This is a genomic window from Shewanella sp. A32, assembly GCF_029167175.1.
Taxonomy (GTDB): Bacteria; Pseudomonadota; Gammaproteobacteria; order Enterobacterales; family Shewanellaceae; genus Shewanella; species Shewanella yunxiaonensis.
Genome location: NZ_JARFTS010000021.1, coordinates 14,306 through 31,000, shown reverse-complemented (window position 1 = coordinate 31,000; position 16,695 = coordinate 14,306). Strand labels below are relative to the sequence as shown.

Sequence of the window (16,695 nt, the reverse complement as noted above, 5' to 3'; positions counted from 1 at the left end):
TATTAGCCGCCTTTTGATTATGACGCTTTTGATAAAAAGGAAAACAGTGTGGCAGCAGATACCATTGTGGCGCAAGCTACCGCTCCCGGTAAAGGTGGCGTAGGCATTGTCAGAGTATCCGGAGATAAGGCGGCAGATGTCGCCTTAAAAGTGCTTGGTCATCTGCCAAAAGTTCGCTATGCGGATTACTGTCCGTTTAAAGATAATCAGGGACAAACACTGGATCAGGGAATAGCACTATTCTTTAAAGGCCCCCACTCTTTTACCGGTGAAGATGTACTGGAATTGCAGGGTCACGGCGGGCAAATCGTCATGGATATGCTGATAAAAAGCATCTTGACTGTAGCCGACGTACGTATGGCAAGACCAGGCGAATTCAGTGAGCAGGCCTTCCTCAACGACAAACTAGACCTAGCTCAGGCTGAGGCGATTGCTGACTTAATTGAAGCTACCAGCGAACAGGCAGCCAAAAGCGCAATGGCGTCATTACAGGGTGAGTTCTCCAAAGAAGTCCATCAATTGGTAGAACAAGTCACAAATCTGCGCTTGTACGTTGAAGCCGCAATCGACTTTCCTGACGAAGAGGTAGATTTCCTGTCAGACGGCAAAATTGCCAATGCCCTTTACCGCATCATAGATAAGCTGGCGCAAGTTCAACACAGTGCTCAGCAAGGTGCGCTCATCCGTGAAGGGATGAAAGTAGTCATTGCCGGGCGCCCTAATGCTGGCAAATCCAGCTTACTTAATGCGCTGGCAGGAAAAGAATCGGCGATTGTTACCGAAATAGCCGGTACCACTCGCGATGTACTACGCGAACACATTCATCTTGATGGTATGCCGTTACATGTGATTGATACCGCGGGACTCAGAGACACCGATGATACTGTTGAAAAAATAGGTATCGAGCGTGCCTGGGCAGAAATCGATACCGCAGACAGAGTGTTATTCATGGTTGATGGCACCGATACCGACGCGGTAGATCCCAAAGAAATATGGCCTGACTTTATCGACCGATTACCCGCAAAACTCGGTATTACCGTTGTCCGCAATAAGGCGGATTTAACGGGAGAGTCTCTCGCACCAACTGAAGAGCAAGGTTATAGCGTCTACCGGATTTCTGCTAAAACTGGTCTGGGAATGGCAGAATTAACACAACACCTGAAGCAATTGATGGGTTATCAAAGTAACCTCGAGGGCAGCTTCATTGCCCGTCGCCGTCACCTTGAGGCACTGGATAAAGCAAGCCAGCATTTACAGCAGGGTAAAGAACAACTGGAAATATTTCAGGCTGGAGAACTACTCGCGGAAGAGTTGCGTATGACGCAACAAGCATTATCCGAGATCACCGGCGAATTTACCTCTGATGATCTGCTCGGAAAAATATTCAGCTCATTTTGTATTGGTAAGTAAGTGTTTACTTACCAAAAATATTAAAGTTTAAATACAATATATTAGATATATTAAATTAAAATTTACTGACTCATATGAACGGATGAACAAACCAGCAGTTTCGTCTCATCAATTTGCGCTGGCTGTCAGCATTTACACATCCCCATTCAAGAGAACCAGTGCCGCGTTCTATTAGCAAATGCGACTAACGATAGCATCACTGGCACTTCAACCAAAACGCCAACGACGGTTGCCAGTGCGGCACCAGAATGCAGACCAAACAAGGAAATCGCTACCGCTACCGCCAATTCGAAAAAATTGGAAGTGCCAATCATACAGGCAGGCGCAGCCACATTATGAGGTAAGCGCAGTTGTTTTGCGGCTAAATAAGCAATCGCAAAAATGCCATAACTTTGGATGAGTAATGGTATGGCAATCATCAAAATTACCAAGGGCTGCGCAATAATCGTTTGAGCTTGAAAACCAAACAGCAACACTACTGTCGCCAGCAATCCCACTACAGACCAAGGTTTAAGCTTAGCCACAAAATGCGCTAACGCATCAGCGTCTGCATTGCGCTGTAATCGATAACGAGCAACAATTCCCGCCAAGAGAGGCAACACCACATAGAGTACAACCGATAGCAGCAATGTCTGCCAGGGCACTTGGATCTCGCTGATCCCCAGCAAAAATGCGGCAATTGGTGCGAAAGCAAACACCATAATAATGTCATTTACTGATACTTGAACCAGTGTGTAGTTAGGATCGCCTTTGGTTAACTGGCTCCACACAAACACCATCGCAGTGCAAGGTGCTACGCCCAATAGGATCATCCCACCAATATATTCGGTAGCCGATTGTGGTGAGACCCAAGACGCAAATACACCTTTAAAAAATAACCATCCGAGTAATGCCATAGTAAAGGGTTTGATCAACCAGTTAATCACCAGGGTTAGCAGTAACCCTTTGGGCTTCTTACCAACATCTTTAACTGCCGAAAAATCAATCTGGACCATCATCGGATAAATCATCAACCAGATAAGCACCGCAATGACCAGATTTACATGTGCATATTCAAAAGCAGCAATGCCGCTGAATAAATCTGGGAACAGATTACCTATGCCTACCCCTGCCACAATAGCCAACGCTACCCAAACCGACAGATATCTTTCAAAAAATCCCATAAGAAAACTCGCTCATAGCGATCATCAATCCCCACCATTATCAGCATTATACTGACACTATTGCAGCCCAAATACGCGAACATACGCATTTTTTAAATCGTATCCGAAGAAAAAACGACGACAATCAAACCCGGACTTTCAGCCGTGTATCATCATGGATTACCATGCCGCTATATTTTTCGGAGACGTTAACAAGGACAAGAAATGGCAAGCATTGAAATTCTGGTAGGTACCACACTTGGCGGTGCAGAGTATGTTGCTGATGAATTAGCGGCGGAACTGCAACAACAGGGCCACACAACCACAATTCATTTAGCTGCAGATCTCGCTCAATTAGATCCTGACAAACTCTGGCTAATCGTGTCTTCAACCCATGGAGCAGGCGATCTGCCGGATAACCTGCAACCGCTCTATCAACAATTGATTGATGAAGAGAGTCACTTTAGCCAGCTAGAGTATGTGCTATGTGCCATTGGAGACTCCAGCTATGACACCTTTTGTGAAGGTCCGCAGAAATTAGCTGATTTACTCGAACAAAAAGGCGCGACCGCTTTTGTGGATAAGATCCAGATTGATGTACAAAGAGATCCAGTACCGGAAGATGCCGCTGTGGCATGGCTACGGAGCTGGATTGGTGATCTGTAAGCATGATTTCATACCTTTATATACACAAATAAGAACAAATTTATCCACATATATAAATTTAAAATGATAAATATGTGGATAAATTGTCATATAGATCTGATCAATCATTGTATTAATGATCGTCCTGCTTCCCTATAGATCCATGATGTGGATAACTAGGCGATCTATCCCCAGTCTTTACGCAACATGATCGTTAATAGATCACAGGATAATTTAAGTGTATTTTTTTGATTTTAAAGAAAAATAACCGTTATCCACTGCGATCGTCGATCCTAATAGTAAAAACAATAAACAGATCTATATAAAGATCTTAAGATCTAATAGTGCGATCGGTTTACGATCTAACAATCTAAAGAGATCATTCACCTGATCCTTTTGAAATGCTAAAATACGCGGCTCATTGCTCTTGATTAACTAGGTGTCTAAGAAGGTTTAACAATGCGTTTTCATGAACGGTTTGATGTAGTTGTTGTAGGTGGCGGTCATGCCGGAACCGAAGCAGCATTAGCGGCAGCCAGAATGGGGTGTAAGACTCTATTGCTGACCCATAACCTCGACACTTTGGGACAGATGTCCTGTAATCCAGCGATCGGCGGCATCGGAAAAGGCCATTTAGTTAAAGAGATTGATGCCTTAGGTGGCGCTATGGCGACCGCTACCGATCATGCGGGTATCCAGTTTCGGATCCTCAACTCCAGTAAAGGACCAGCCGTCAGAGCGACAAGAGCACAAGCAGACAGAGCACTATATCGTCAAGCAGTTCAACGCATTTTACAAAATCAACCCAATTTACGTTTATTCCAGCAAGCCGTAGATGATTTAGTGGTTGAAAACGGCCGAGTTACCGGTGTAGTGACTCAGATGGGCTTGGCCTTTGAAGCCGCAGCCGTTGTGCTAACTACCGGAACTTTTCTTGCCGGGAAAATCCATATTGGTCTGCAAAATTACAGTGGCGGTCGTGCCGGTGATCAACCTGCTATTGCGTTGGCACAACGCTTACGAGAACTGCAACTGCCTGTCGGACGGTTAAAAACCGGTACGCCACCGCGTATTGATGCTCGTACCGTCGATTTTTCACAAATGACTGAACAAAAAGGTGATTCGCCACTCCCTGTGATGTCGTTTATCGGTAATGTGGCACATCATCCGCAACAAGTTTCCTGCTACATCACGCATACCAACGAACGTACACACAAGATTATCCGTGGTGGTTTAGATCGCAGTCCCATGTATTCTGGGGTGATTGAAGGGATCGGTCCACGTTACTGTCCATCAATCGAAGATAAAATTCATCGGTTTGCCGATAAAAACTCACACCAGGTATTCATGGAGCCAGAAGGGCTGAACACTCATGAGCTCTATCCAAATGGAATATCTACCAGTTTGCCGTTTGACGTTCAGATCAATTTGGTCCGTTCTATCAAGGGCATGGAACATGCGGAGATCTTGCGTCCTGGTTATGCCATTGAATATGACTATTTCGATCCACGAAATCTGAAAAACTCGCTGGAAACCAAGGCGATTGATGGCTTGTTTTTCGCGGGTCAGATCAATGGTACTACCGGCTATGAAGAAGCTGCCGCTCAAGGCTTGCTGGCTGGCACTAACGCCGCATTACAAGTGCAAGGCAAAGACAGTTGGTGCCCAAGACGCGATCAGGCGTATATCGGTGTATTGGTTGACGATTTATCGACGCTTGGCACCAAAGAACCGTATCGTATGTTTACCAGTCGTGCTGAATATCGCTTGTTGCTCAGAGAAGACAACGCCGATCTACGGTTGACTGAAAAAGGCCGCGAACTGGGCTTGGTCGATGATCATCGTTGGGCACTGTTCTCTGAGAAAGTAGAAGCCATCGAAACTGAAATGCAGCGTCTTCGGAGTAACTGGATCCATGCGAATTCACCGTTGGTGGCTGCACTCAATCCTCATCTAAATACGCCGATTTCACGTGAAGCTTCGTTTGAAGAGTTGTTGCGGCGCCCAGAAATGGATTATGAAAAACTGATGGCAGTGGAAGGTTTCGGCCCCGCCGTCGCCGATCCGCATGTCGCTGAACAGATCCAGATCCAGGTGAAATATGCCGGTTATATCCAGCGTCAGCAGGATGAAATCAATAAGGCATTACGTAATGAAAACACTGGTTTACCTTTGGATCTGGATTACAAAGAGGTGCCAGGTTTGTCCAATGAGGTGGTCGCCAAACTTAATAGCCATAAACCGGAAACTATCGGTCAAGCCTCGAGAATTTCGGGGGTGACTCCGGCGGCAATTTCCATTTTGTTAGTGCATCTTAAAAAGCGTGGTTTGCTGCGCCGTAGTGCCTGATATCGGGACTTCGCTGTAGCTAAGGGAAGCTTCGGGCTTCCCTTAGTCTTTTATGGGCTTCATAATAGCCACCGCATAACTATCAGGAGTTATTTTGTGCTTGCTACGCAGCTAAAACACTATCTCGCCGAAGCTGGCATTGCTGCCACTGAAGCACAACAACAGCAGTTATTGGCTTTTGTCGCGCTTTTGGACAAATGGAATAAAGCCTACAATCTGACATCGGTGCGAGATCCCCAGCAGATGCTGATCCGACATATTATGGACAGTTTGGCGGTGTCACCGTATCTGCAAGGTAAGCGATTTATCGATGTCGGGACCGGGCCCGGATTACCAGGGATACCTTTGGCCATTATGCATCCTGATAAGCAATTTGTGTTGCTGGACAGTTTGGGAAAACGTATCCGTTTTCAGCGCCAGGTTCAGATAGAATTAAAACTGGGTAATATCTTTTCGGTCGAAAGCCGCGTCGAGGATTATCAGCCGCAAGAATTGTTTGATGGTGTACTTAGCCGGGCATTTGCGTCCGTCAGCGATATGCTTAACTGGTGTGCACACCTGCCCCAAAAAAATGGGGCTTTTTATGCGTTAAAAGGTCAATTGGATGCCGCAGAACTTGCGGAAATTCCAAGTCGATATACGGTACAGCAGCAGATCCAACTGACCGTTCCGCATCTGGATGAACAGCGACATCTGCTGATTATCACTTCTCGGGACTGAGTGTCTTGCAATTCGCTGGCGTATAAAGCAACTTGGTACAGCACGGGTTTCAAATACAGACTTGATGGACAAGGTGACATTGTGGCGAAAATCATTGCCGTAGCTAACCAGAAAGGTGGCGTAGGGAAAACAACAACGAGCGTGAATCTGGCTGCGTCATTAGCGGCAACCAAACGCCGAGTATTGCTGATTGACCTGGATCCGCAGGGCAATGCCACAATGGGCAGTGGTGTTGACAAATATGAAGTCGAAAATACCACATACGAATTGCTGGTGGATGAAAAGCCATTTGATGAAGTTGTGGTAAAAAATACCATTGGTAAATACGATCTGATCGCCGCAAACGGTGATGTGACCGCCGCAGAAATCAAATTGATCGAGTTTTTTGCTAGAGAAGTTCGCTTACGCAACGCGCTGACGGCGGTAAGAGATCGTTACGAATTTATTTTTATCGATTGCCCTCCCTCGCTCAATTTACTTACCGTTAATGCGATGTCTGCGGCGGATTCGGTACTGGTACCGATGCAATGTGAGTACTATGCATTGGAGGGGCTGACTGCGCTCATGGATACTGTGTCCAAATTGGCGGCAATGGTGAATCCAGGACTTGGCATTGAGGGAATTTTGCGTACTATGTACGACCCACGAAATCGCCTGGCCAATGATGTCTCTGATCAATTGAAACAGCATTTTGGTGATAAGGTTTATCGCACGGTGATTCCGAGGAACGTGCGTTTAGCAGAAGCGCCTAGTTTTGGTGCGCCAGCAATGTATTACGATAAAGGCAGTGCTGGTGCCAAGGCTTATTTAGCATTAGCGGGTGAAATTATTCGCCGTTCTGAGCAACAAAAAAAGAAACAAGCGGAAAAGGTTTAAAGGGATCACCATGACATTGAAAAAACGCGGTTTAGGTAAGGGGTTGGATGCATTACTCAGCACCAGTCACGCTGCCAATCAAAAGCGGGAAACTGCTGAAACAGCGGAAATGGCGGATGTCGGAAGTGGTGAAACGCTGCTCAATCTGGATCTGGATTTGCTGAAGCCAGGCAAATATCAGCCTCGTAAGGATATGTCTCCGGAAGCTTTGGAAGAACTGGCAGAATCTATCCGGGCGCAGGGGGTCATTCAGCCGATAGTCGTGCGCCAAGTCACTGCTGGTCAGTATGAAATTATCGCGGGCGAACGTCGCTGGCGAGCCGCGCAACTGGCTCAGTTGGATAAAGTGCCTTGTATTGTTAAACAAGTTGCCGATGAAGCCGCCGTGGCGATTGCGTTGATTGAAAACATCCAACGTGAAGACTTGAACGCGATGGAAGAAGCCATTGCACTTAATCGTCTGATTGAAGAATTTGAACTGACACACCAGCAGGTAGCTGATGCCGTCGGGAAGTCGCGTGCGACCGTTTCTAACCTATTGCGTCTTAATGCGTTAAATCCGGCGGTGAAAGTGATGTTGGAGCGTGGCGATATTGATATGGGTCACGCCAGAGCGTTGTTAGCACTTGAAGGCGATCAACAAACTAGCGTCGCCAGAGTCGTAGCGGCGAAAGAACTTACCGTTCGTGAAACCGAACGACTTATTAACAAAGTGCAGAATCCTCCGAACAAACCTGAAAATAATATTAAAAATGCAGATTTAACCCGCTTGGAAAGCGAGCTAGTTCAAAGATTAGGAACAAAAGTTAATATTACGCACACTGTAAAGGGGACAGGTAAAATTGTAATTAATTATCAGAGTTTATCTGAACTTGATGGAATTATCGCCAAATTCAGTTGATTCTAGCGAAAAAATAGCAATAAAAAAAAGAATTTGTAATTAAATTACATAAAATCAGTAAATGCTTTTATAACTTAGCGCTAAATCACGTTTAGGCGCTTTTTTTTTGATATCCTCAACGTTGCGCGAAAACTTCGAAAAGGTATACTTTCGCAAGCTTTTTGCGCGGGTGGCTCGGAATTTTCATACACGGTCACCGAAACAAAAAGAAAATTACGGAGAAGATCGATTGATTGACAATTTGGCTCGTCGTGGCCGCCGATCAGCTTACAAACTGATTATGCTGCAAGCCGCGGTTACCGGATTGGCATCGACGGTCTTTTTCGTTATGCAGGGGGTCAACAGTGGTTTGTCAGCGTTAGCTGGTGCCGTAATTGCTGTGATCCCCAATTTCGTGTTCGCGACCCTGGCGTTCTCTCATATGGGAGCTAGCGCTACAGCAAAAGTGTTAAAGAGCTTTTACTGGGGGGAAGCGGTAAAGTTGCTGTTAACTATTGTATTGTTTTCTATAGCATTTATATATCTTAAAGCTGCATTTATGCCGCTTTTTGTTTGTTATGTGTTGGGGTTAATAGTGCATTGGACAGCTCCTTTATACTTCAAGCAAAGTTAAGTGGGATGAATCATGTCTGCAACTGGTGAAGTGTCATCGCAGGAATATATTCAGCATCACCTGACGTTCTGGACTTCAGGACATGACGGTGGTTTCTGGACATGGCATATTGATTCATTGCTCTTTTCTGTAGGGCTTGGTGTTCTGTTCCTGTGGTTGTTCCGCAGCGTTGGCAAAAAAGCCACAACCGGCGTTCCCGGTAAGCTTCAGTGCTTTATCGAGATGCTCGTCGAGTTCGTGGATACCAGCGTGAAGGAAACCTTCCACGGTCGCAACAAGCTGATTGCGCCGCTCGCTCTGACCATTTTCGTTTGGGTATTCATGATGAACTTCATGGATATGATCCCGGTTGATTGGTTGCCTCAGTTGGCAGCTTTAATTGCCGGCGATCACAACCAGCATTTGAGGGTGGTTCCGACCGCAGATCTTAATGTGACTTTCAGTCTGGCACTGGGGGTATTTGTGCTGATTATTTATTACAGCATTAAGATCAAGGGCATATCAGGGTTTGTGAAAGAACTGACATTACAGCCCTTTAATGTAAAGGCAATGATACCGGTCAACTTCGTGCTTGAGTCTGTTACCTTGATTGCCAAGCCGATTTCATTGGCTTTGCGTCTTTTCGGTAACCTTTACGCTGGTGAGTTGATCTTCATCCTTATCGCGCTGATGTATGGTGCCAATGTGGCGATTGCCGCTTTGGGTGTGACTTTGCACCTGGGCTGGTTGATTTTCCACATTCTGGTTATCACACTGCAGGCGTTTATCTTCATGATGCTGACAATTGTTTATTTAAGCATGGCGCATGAAGATCATTAAGGATTGCGGAAGAAAATTTTAAACTAAATCATTAACTAACATAGATTTAGAAACTGGAGATACAGATGGAAACGATTCTGGGCTTTACTGCAATTGCTGTTGCTTTGCTCATTGGTCTGGGTGCTTTGGGTACCGCTATTGGCTTTGGTTTGCTCGGCGGTAAATTCCTTGAAGGCGCTGCTCGTCAGCCAGAAATGGCCCCGATGCTGCAGGTTAAAATGTTCATCGTAGCGGGTCTGTTGGACGCCGTAACCATGATCGGTGTAGGTATTGCGCTGTATATGCTGTTCACTAACCCTCTGGGTGCAATGCTGTAAAAAACGCTTCTGTCTTTAATCTAAATAGGAGGCTGTTGTGAATATCAACGCTACCCTAATCGGTCAGACGGTCGCCTTTTTTATCTTCGTGTGGTTCTGCATGAAGTTTGTTTGGCCGCCTTTGATGAGTGCCATCGAAGAGCGCCAGAAAAGGATTGCTGATGGTCTTGCTGACGCTGACCGTGCAGCTAAAGACCTGGAGTTGGCTCAGGTGAAAGCCTCTGATCAACTCAAAGAAGCCAAGGCTACTGCCAACGAAATTATCGAGTCTGCTAACAAACGCAAGGCTCAGATCATTGACGAAGCCAAAGCCGAAGCAGACGCTGAGCGTTCAAAAATTATCGCTCAGGGTCAAGCAGAAATTGAAGCTGAACGTAATCGCGTGAAAGAGGATCTGCGCAAGCAGCTAGCGACTCTTGCCATTATTGGCGCAGAGAAAATCCTCGAGCGTTCGATTGATGAAGCCGCCCAGAGCGACATAGTTGATAAACTTGTCGCTGAAATTTGATAAGGGAGTGGAGTTATGGCTGAGTTAACCACCATTGCTCGTCCTTATGCAAAGGCAGCTTTTGATTTTGCGGTTGAACATCAGGCAGTGGAAAAGTGGGCGGAAATGCTCGACTTTGCCGCTTTGGTCAGTGAAAACGAGACCATGAAGCCCCTGCTGGCCGGAGTGATGGCCAGTGATCGTCTAGCAGACTTGTTTATCAAAGTATGTGGCGATCAGATGGATACCAATGGTCAAAATCTGATCAAGGTAATGGCCGAAAACGATCGCTTAGAAGTGCTGCCAGCTGTTGCTCAGCAATTTGCCGAGCTGCGTCTGGAATGGTCAAAAGAAGTGGAAGCTAGTGTGATATCTGCCACGCCTTTGACTGATTCACAGATCGCACAGATCAGTGCTTCTTTAGAGAAACGTCTCGCACGCAAAGTTAAGCTGAATTGCAGTACCGACGCCAAGCTTATTGCTGGGGTCATTATCAGAGCGGGAGACCTCGTGATTGACGGGTCTGTTCGCGGCAAACTCGACCGTTTGTCTGATAAGCTGCAATCGTAATTGGGAGTTTGAGCATGCAACTGAATTCCACTGAAATCAGCGATCTGATTAAGCAGCGGATCGAGCAGTTCGACGTTGTCAGCGAAGCCCGTAACGAAGGAACTATCGTTTCGGTAAGTGACGGTATTATCCGCATTCACGGCCTGGCCGATGTAATGCAGGGTGAAATGATCGAACTGCCTGGCAGCCGTTTTGCAATCGCGTTGAACCTTGAACGTGATTCTGTCGGTGCCGTAGTAATGGGTCCTTATGCCGATTTGGCAGAAGGCGTAAAAGTTAAAACTACTGGTCGCATTTTGCAGGTACCAGTAGGTCGTGGTCTGCTGGGTCGTGTAGTAAATACCCTGGGTGAGCCAATCGACGGTAAAGGTCCTATCGATAACGATGGATTTGCGCCTGTTGAAGTGATTGCTCCCGGCGTAATCGATCGTAAGTCAGTATCACAACCTGTACAGACAGGTTACAAAGCAGTTGACTCCATGATCCCAATCGGTCGTGGTCAGCGTGAGCTGATCATTGGTGACCGTCAGATCGGTAAAACTGCATTGGCAATTGATGCCATCATCAACCAGAAAAACTCTGGCATTAAGTGTATCTATGTCGCAATTGGTCAGAAAGCTTCTACCATTGCCAACATCGTACGCAAGCTGGAAGAACACGGTGCATTAGCTAACACTATCGTCGTTGTGGCTACCGCTTCAGAAGCTGCTGCACTGCAGTATCTGGCACCTTATTCTGGTTGTTCAATGGGTGAATACTTCCGTGATCGCGGTGAAGATGCGCTGATTGTATATGACGACCTGACAAAACAGGCTGTCGCATATCGTCAGATTTCACTGTTGCTCAAACGTCCACCAGGACGTGAAGCTTACCCAGGTGACGTTTTCTATCTGCATTCTCGTTTGCTGGAACGTGCTTCTCGCGTAAACGAAGAATATGTTGAGAAATTCACTAACGGTGAAGTAAAAGGCAAAACAGGCTCATTGACCGCCTTGCCAATTATTGAAACCCAGGCTGGTGACGTATCTGCGTTCGTACCGACTAACGTAATTTCTATTACTGACGGTCAGATCTTCCTGGAAACCGACCTGTTTAACTCTGGCTTACGTCCAGCGGTTAACCCTGGTATTTCGGTTTCTCGTGTGGGTGGTGCGGCTCAGACCAAGATCATCAAGAAACTGTCCGGTGGTATTCGTACCGCTCTGGCGCAGTACCGAGAGCTGGCTGCCTTCTCTCAGTTCGCATCCGATTTGGATGACGCAACCCGTGCCCAATTGGAACACGGTGAACGTGTAACTGAGCTGATGAAGCAGAAGCAATATGCACCGATGAGCGTTGCTGATCAGGCTGTGTCTATTTTCGCTGCAGAAAAAGGCTTCCTGAAAGGCATTGAGCTGAAGAAAATCGGTGATTTTGAAGCTGCCCTGCTCTCCTTCATGAACAGCGAGCATGCCGAGCTGATGAAGCTCATCAACGAAACCGGCGACTATAACGCCGATATCGAAGGTGAACTGAAAGCTGGTCTCGAAAAGTTCGTGGCAACCCAAACCTGGTAAATACACATTGAGGTGCTTTAAGGCACCTCTGGTCCAGATTGGAGAGTAGAGATGGCCGGCGCAAAAGAGATTAAGTCAAAGATCTCCAGTGTGAAAAACACACAGAAGATCACTTCCGCCATGGAGATGGTGGCTGCCAGCAAAATGCGCAGAGCGCAGGATCGCATGGCTGCCAGTCGTCCTTATGCGGAAAGTATGCGTAAGGTGATCGGTCACGTGGCGCAGGGTTCTCTCGAATATAAACACCCCTATTTAGAGGTGCGAGAAGCCAAGCGGGTTGGATACATAGTTGTGGCAACCGACCGTGGTCTTTGTGGTGGTCTGAACGTCAACCTATTTAAAAAGGTTGTGGCAGACGTGAAAAGCTGGAAACAACAAGGTGCTGAAGTGGAATTCTGTCCAATCGGCGCACGCAGTGTACAGTTTTTCAAAAGCTTTGGTGGCAAGGCTCAGGCCTCAGCTTCAGGTTTAGGTGATGCACCTAAACTTGCAGATCTGATTGGTACTGTGCGCGTGATGCTGCAGGCTTACAACGAAGGCAAACTGGATCGTCTGTATGTGGTGTTCAACAAATTTGTGAACACTATGACACAGACTCCCGTGATCGAGCAGCTGCTGCCTTTGCCTAAATCCGAAGATGATGATGTGAAACATCACTGGGACTACATTTACGAACCTGATCCAAAAGAACTGTTGGAAAAATTATTGGTTCGCTATGTGGAATCCCAGGTTTATCAGGGTGTTGTTGAAAATATTGCTTCCGAACAGGCTGCCCGTATGGTGGCGATGAAAGCGGCAACTGACAACGCAGGAAACCTGATTGACGATTTGCAACTGGTGTACAACAAAGCCCGTCAGGCTGCGATTACGCAGGAACTGTCGGAAATTGTATCCGGTGCAGCTGCGGTTTAGGCTGGGTAACCAAGACAAGTTTTAGAGGATTAATCATGAGCACAGGTACTGTTGTCCAAGTAATTGGCGCGGTTGTGGACGTAGAGTTTCCACATGATGCCGTACCTCAGGTATATGACGCTCTGAAAATCGTGAGTAAAGGCCTAGTGCTGGAAGTTCAGCAGCAGCTTGGTGGTGGTGTCGTTCGTACCATCGCCATGGGTTCTTCTGACGGTTTGCGTCGTGGTCTTGAGGTGGAAAATACAGGTGCCCCGATTTCTGTTCCGGTAGGTCATGCAACACTTGGCCGTATCATGAACGTATTGGGTGAGCCAGTAGACGAAGTGGGTCCTATCGGTGAAGATGAACGTTATATTATTCACCGTGCAGCTCCTTCATATGAAGAACAATCAAATACCACTGAATTGCTGGAAACCGGTATCAAGGTTATTGACCTTGTTTGTCCGTTTGCCAAGGGTGGTAAAGTAGGTCTGTTCGGTGGTGCGGGTGTTGGTAAGACAGTTAACATGATGGAACTGATTAACAACATCGCCAAAGCCCACTCAGGTCTGTCTGTTTTCGCCGGTGTAGGTGAGCGTACCCGTGAAGGTAACGACTTCTACTACGAAATGAAAGAATCTGGCGTATTGGACAAAGTAGCCATGGTGTATGGTCAGATGAACGAACCACCAGGCAACCGTCTGCGTGTAGCGTTGACTGGTCTGACAATGGCGGAAAAATTCCGTGATGAAGGCCGTGACGTACTGTTGTTCATCGACAACATTTACCGTTACACCCTGGCGGGGACTGAAGTATCTGCACTGTTGGGTCGTATGCCTTCAGCTGTAGGTTATCAGCCAACACTGGCGGAAGAAATGGGTGTACTGCAGGAACGTATTACCTCTACTAAAGTGGGTTCTATCACTTCAGTACAGGCCGTTTACGTACCAGCGGACGACTTGACTGACCCAAGCCCTGCAACTACCTTCGCCCACTTGGATGCGACCGTAGTATTGTCTCGTCAGATTGCTTCTCTGGGTATTTACCCAGCGGTTGACCCTCTGGACTCCACCTCTCGTCAGTTGGATCCTCAGGTTGTTGGCCAGGAGCACTACAACGTGGCAACTGGCGTTCAGCACGTGCTGCAGCGTTATAAAGAGCTGAAAGACATTATTGCGATTCTGGGTATGGATGAATTGTCTGATGAAGACAAGATGACAGTAGCTCGCGCTCGTAAAATCGAACGTTTCCTGTCACAGCCATTCCACGTAGCAGAAGTGTTTACCGGTTCTCCAGGTAAGTACGTCTCTTTGAAAGACACTATCCGTGGCTTCAAAGGCATTCTGGATGGTGAATTTGACCATCTGCCAGAACAGGCGTTCTACATGGTTGGTTCTATCGAAGAAGCGGTAGAAAAAGCCAACAAGAAGTAATCAGAGAAAATCCTCTGGTTTTGATAGGAGAACGGGATGGCAGCCATGACAGTACAACTTGATATCGTCAGCGCAGAAAGCAGAATCTATTCCGGACTGGTTGCCAGTTTGCAGGTAACAGGTTCAGAAGGTGAACTGGGTGTTATGCCAGGGCATACGCCGCTGCTGACCAATATCAAACCTGGCATGGCGCGCATCGTCAAACAAAATGGTTCAGAAGAGGTGTTTTATCTGTCCGGGGGTATCCTCGAAGTACAGCCTTCTTCTGTATCCATATTGGCTGATGTCGTAATGCGTGCCGATGAGATTGACGAACAGGCCGCTGTAGAAGCCAAGCGTCGTGCCGAAGCCGAAATGGCCAAGGCCGGTGCTGACTTTGATTACGCGGCAGCAGCAATTGAGCTGGCAAAAGCCATTGCCCAGTTGCGTGTCGTTGAGACCATCAAGAAGAACATTGCCAGATAATGTAACTCTGCTGAAAAAGGCGCCTTATGGCGCCTTTTTTATCGCCTGCAATTTGGGATAGACACTGCATCAGACGAGCAATTTGGTTAGAATGTGGCGTCATTTGTTAAAGGAAGTGGTTATGTCGCTCAATGTTGTGATCCTCGCTGCCGGAAAGGGAACCCGGATGCGTTCTGATTTACCCAAAGTTCTGCATAAAGTTGCCCACAAAACTATGGTGCAGCACGTCATTGATGTGGCAAAAGCGCTTGATGCTGCACAGATCAATCTGGTGTACGGTTATGGTGGAGCTAAGCTAAAAGCAGCTGTGAGCGATCCGCAGTTGAATTGGGTTGAACAGTCACAGCAGTTGGGTACTGGTCACGCGGTGGCACAGGCTATCCCATACATCAAAGATGAAGATACTGTGTTGGTACTTTATGGTGATGTGCCGCTGATCCGCCAGCAAACATTAGTGGCGTTGTTACAAAGTCGTCAGCCGGATGGTGTGGCAATGCTCACCGTTAATCTGGCAAACCCCAGCGGTTATGGTCGAATTTTACGGGAAAACGGCAAAGTTGTTGGCATTGTAGAGCAGAAAGATGCAACCGTAGCGCAACTGGCAATTACCGAAGTCAATAGCGGTATTATGGCGTTGCCTGGCAAACAGCTGAAGCACTGGCTGAGCCAATTGAACAATAACAATGCGCAAGGGGAATTTTACCTGACCGATGTGGTGGCGATGGCACATAAGGATAATGTCATGATTACTACAGCACACCCGACAGATGCCATTGAAACCGAAGGTGCGAATAATCGGGTACAGTTGGCAATGTTGGAGCGCGCTTACCAAGCGCGTATGGCCGAGCAGTTAATGCTAAATGGCGCCAATCTTCGAGATCCTGCACGTATCGATATTCGCGGAGAGGTGACCGTCGGTCAGGATGTCATGATCGATATCAATGTCATCTTTGAAGGCAAGGTGGTTCTGGGTAATAACGTCACCATCGGTGCCGGTGCCATTCTGAGTGATTGTGAAATAGCCGATGGTGGCGAGGTGAAACCTTATACCGTGGTGGAAGGTGCCAAAATCGGGGTAAATGCCAACGCCGGGCCATTTGCCCGTTTGCGTCCTGGCGCTGAATTGAAAGCGGATGCCCATGTGGGTAATTTCGTAGAGATGAAAAAAGCGGTGCTGGGAGAAGGTTCTAAAGCTGGGCACCTGACATATCTGGGCGATGCGCAGATAGGTAAAGGCGTCAATATTGGCGCAGGCACTATCACCTGTAACTATGATGGTGCCAACAAACATCTTACCGTGATTGAAGACGATGTGTTCGTTGGTAGTGACACCCAGCTGGTAGCTCCGGTATCCATTGCCCGTGGCGCCACATTGGGTGCCGGTTCTACTATTACCAAAGATGTGGGCGAAGATGAGCTGGTCATTACTCGTGTAAAACAGAAACATATCAGTGGTTGGCAGCGACCCGTTAAAAAAGCTAAATAGCCTTTGCTTTAAGTT

At 47.1% G+C, this 16,695-nt stretch carries 17 protein-coding genes; 16 read left to right on the top strand and 1 reads right to left on the bottom strand.

Translation table 11 applies throughout. The features are described 5' to 3' along the window. The first annotated feature begins 48 nt into the window (after nt 1-48). Nucleotides 49-1,410, top strand: a complete 1,362-nt coding sequence (gene mnmE, locus PY479_RS13785; protein WP_275484121.1) for a tRNA uridine-5-carboxymethylaminomethyl(34) synthesis GTPase MnmE — start codon at nt 49-51, stop codon at nt 1,408-1,410. Nucleotides 1,411-1,556: 146 nt separating this feature from the next. On the opposite strand, the gene arsB is transcribed toward mnmE, so the two are convergent. After that, nucleotides 1,557-2,573, bottom strand: a complete 1,017-nt coding sequence (gene arsB / locus PY479_RS13780) for an ACR3 family arsenite efflux transporter (protein ID WP_212594942.1) — start codon at nt 2,571-2,573, stop codon at nt 1,557-1,559. 204 nt (nt 2,574-2,777) lie between these two features. Here arsB and mioC point away from each other — a divergent pair, with 204 nt between their 5' ends. The 15 genes from mioC (at nt 2,778) to glmU (ending at nt 16,680) form a co-directional block, all read left to right on the top strand. After that, complete coding sequence (gene mioC / locus PY479_RS13775; protein ID WP_212594941.1) at nt 2,778-3,218, top strand: FMN-binding protein MioC; 441 nt, start codon at nt 2,778-2,780, stop codon at nt 3,216-3,218. A gap of 438 nt (nt 3,219-3,656) precedes the next feature. After that, entirely contained in the window at nt 3,657-5,546 is a 1,890-nt protein-coding gene (gene mnmG / locus PY479_RS13770) for a tRNA uridine-5-carboxymethylaminomethyl(34) synthesis enzyme MnmG (RefSeq protein ID WP_275484119.1), read from the top strand. 96 nt (nt 5,547-5,642) lie between these two features. Continuing rightward, on the top strand, nt 5,643-6,266 hold the full coding sequence (gene rsmG, locus PY479_RS13765) for a 16S rRNA (guanine(527)-N(7))-methyltransferase RsmG (RefSeq protein ID WP_212594939.1): 624 nt from the start codon (nt 5,643-5,645) through the stop codon (nt 6,264-6,266). 81 nt (nt 6,267-6,347) lie between these two features. Beyond that, nucleotides 6,348-7,142, top strand: a complete 795-nt coding sequence (locus tag PY479_RS13760) for a ParA family protein (protein ID WP_275484117.1) — start codon at nt 6,348-6,350, stop codon at nt 7,140-7,142. 10 nt (nt 7,143-7,152) lie between these two features. Then, a complete protein-coding gene (locus tag PY479_RS13755; RefSeq protein ID WP_275484116.1) occupies nt 7,153-8,043 on the top strand; it encodes a ParB/RepB/Spo0J family partition protein in 891 nt (296 codons plus the stop codon). Nucleotides 8,044-8,272: 229 nt separating this feature from the next. Then, the gene (locus PY479_RS13750) at nt 8,273-8,656 is read left to right on the top strand and encodes an ATP synthase subunit I (protein ID WP_212594936.1); all 384 of its coding nucleotides are present in this window, start codon (nt 8,273-8,275) and stop codon (nt 8,654-8,656) included. A gap of 12 nt (nt 8,657-8,668) precedes the next feature. Then, entirely contained in the window at nt 8,669-9,475 is an 807-nt protein-coding gene (gene atpB / locus PY479_RS13745; protein ID WP_212594935.1) for a F0F1 ATP synthase subunit A, read from the top strand. 65 nt (nt 9,476-9,540) lie between these two features. Next, the gene (atpE, locus tag PY479_RS13740; RefSeq protein WP_025011729.1) at nt 9,541-9,792 is read left to right on the top strand and encodes a F0F1 ATP synthase subunit C; all 252 of its coding nucleotides are present in this window, start codon (nt 9,541-9,543) and stop codon (nt 9,790-9,792) included. A gap of 37 nt (nt 9,793-9,829) precedes the next feature. Further along, nucleotides 9,830-10,300 (top strand): F0F1 ATP synthase subunit B, encoded by a 471-nt coding sequence (gene atpF, locus PY479_RS13735; RefSeq protein ID WP_212594934.1) that lies wholly within the window; start codon nt 9,830-9,832, stop codon nt 10,298-10,300. A gap of 15 nt (nt 10,301-10,315) precedes the next feature. Continuing rightward, entirely contained in the window at nt 10,316-10,849 is a 534-nt protein-coding gene (atpH, locus tag PY479_RS13730; RefSeq protein WP_212594933.1) for a F0F1 ATP synthase subunit delta, read from the top strand. Nucleotides 10,850-10,863: 14 nt separating this feature from the next. Beyond that, nucleotides 10,864-12,405, top strand: coding sequence for a F0F1 ATP synthase subunit alpha (gene atpA, locus PY479_RS13725; protein ID WP_212594932.1), 1,542 nt, complete (start codon nt 10,864-10,866; stop codon nt 12,403-12,405). 51 nt (nt 12,406-12,456) lie between these two features. Next, the gene (gene atpG / locus PY479_RS13720) at nt 12,457-13,317 is read left to right on the top strand and encodes a F0F1 ATP synthase subunit gamma (RefSeq protein ID WP_212594931.1); all 861 of its coding nucleotides are present in this window, start codon (nt 12,457-12,459) and stop codon (nt 13,315-13,317) included. 35 nt (nt 13,318-13,352) lie between these two features. Beyond that, complete coding sequence (atpD, locus tag PY479_RS13715) at nt 13,353-14,729, top strand: F0F1 ATP synthase subunit beta (protein WP_212594930.1); 1,377 nt, start codon at nt 13,353-13,355, stop codon at nt 14,727-14,729. Between the two features lie 36 nt (nt 14,730-14,765). After that, entirely contained in the window at nt 14,766-15,194 is a 429-nt protein-coding gene (locus PY479_RS13710) for a F0F1 ATP synthase subunit epsilon (protein ID WP_212594929.1), read from the top strand. A gap of 121 nt (nt 15,195-15,315) precedes the next feature. Then, nucleotides 15,316-16,680, top strand: coding sequence for a bifunctional UDP-N-acetylglucosamine diphosphorylase/glucosamine-1-phosphate N-acetyltransferase GlmU (glmU, locus tag PY479_RS13705; protein ID WP_275484115.1), 1,365 nt, complete (start codon nt 15,316-15,318; stop codon nt 16,678-16,680). The last annotated feature ends 15 nt before the right edge of the window (nt 16,681-16,695 follow it).